Consider the following 1447-nt stretch of genomic DNA (forward strand, 5'->3'; position numbering starts at 1 on the left):
GCAGATGATCCTCATGCGATAAGCACGTGGTCAAAATTATTAAATACAGAAGTTTCAAAGGCGATACCTATTGCCCCCCTTATAGGCAAGGGTTCAAACAGCATTATTCAACTTAAAACTGAAACACAGAAGGGCAGAGGGGATTGTGTTACATTTAGCTTACGTACACAGCTTTTGGGACGGGGAGTTACCTCAGGACAGACGCTTGAGGGGAATGAAGAGGCATTACAATTCCTTCATGACAGACTATATATTGACGAGCTTTCGCATGCAGTTCGTGTAGAAAATGAAGGTAGTATAGCGCAACAACGTACAACGTTTGATTTGCGTGACGAAGCAAAAGATGGCTTAGTTGATTGGTATGCAGATCGCTTAAGCTTGATGTTTTTCATTCAAGCTTGCGGATATACAGCAAGGACGCTCTCTTTTGAAGATCGTATGATAGATATCGAGAATGTGCATTATGGATTTAATGAACCTCTGGCACCAAGCAGTAAGCGAATTATCCGTCCAGATGGTAAAACCAAGGATGAAGATCTCAGTGAAGCGCCAAAACACAGCTTTAGTTTGAAGCTTATTGACGAAGCTGTAAAAATGGCGAAACTTGCTAATCCCAAAATTCGACCAGTACGTGTGAATGGGGAGAGTGTTTATGTTCTCTATTTGCATCCAACACAAGTGATGCAATTGCGCACCAATACAGAGACTGGACAGTGGCTTGATATTCAGAAAGCTGCTTACACAGGCTCTCGTGCGCAAAACCCAATCTTTGATGGTTCTTTAGGCATGTATAATGGTGTGATTTTACGTGAATCTGAACATGTCACTCATGGGGTTAAATCTACCGATCATACAGCGAAAAAAAGTGTGCGTCGTGCTGTTTTTCTTGGAGCACAAAGTATCGTTATGGCTTTTGGAAATAATCGCAATGTCAATCGCTATAAATTGGTGGAAGAGCATTTCGACTATCAACGTTACTATGGTTTGTCTGCGAAAACACTGATTGGCATGAAGAAAACCCGTTTCAAATTTCCAAATAGCTCTCAAGCAGCGCAAGATTTTGGAACGATTGTTATCCCCACCTACAGTGGTGAACCTGATAATTAATCATAGGGAGGAAGCAAGACATGGCAGATCAATTACCACCTCCACTACAGGGGAGAAATCTTCACACCCAACAGGTGAGTTTCTTACGTTTGAATATCTCGCATAAAGATAAGCATCTCACAACGAAAATAGGGATATTACCTCGTGGCGCTTTGATCACTTCGATGAAGGCTTTTGTCAAGACCGCGTTTTCTGAGGCAAAATTAAAGATAGGCAGCACCTATGGAGGCAATGAGTTCAGTGAAAAAGACATCAAAGCCCAGGGCACGCAAGATTTTACGCCAACAGATCAAAAGTCTTTTGTTGCAGATGATAAGGAGATGACCCTTTATGCAACACG

General features: G+C 42.0%; 2 protein-coding genes. Both read left to right on the forward strand.

The window, feature by feature from the left end; genetic code table 11:
• A partial coding sequence (locus ACFINY_RS09685) for a N4-gp56 family major capsid protein (protein ID WP_375701066.1) occupies window positions 1–1107 on the forward strand: 1107 nt, incomplete at its 5' end.
• A gap of 20 nt (window positions 1108–1127) precedes the next feature.
• Window positions 1128–1447, forward strand: a 320-nt coding sequence (locus ACFINY_RS09690) for a hypothetical protein (protein ID WP_375648009.1), incomplete at its 3' end; no start/stop codon positions are given.

Origin of the sequence: Bartonella sp. AA23NXGY (assembly GCF_042197165.1) — a bacterium.
Taxonomy (GTDB): domain Bacteria; phylum Pseudomonadota; class Alphaproteobacteria; order Rhizobiales; family Rhizobiaceae; genus Bartonella.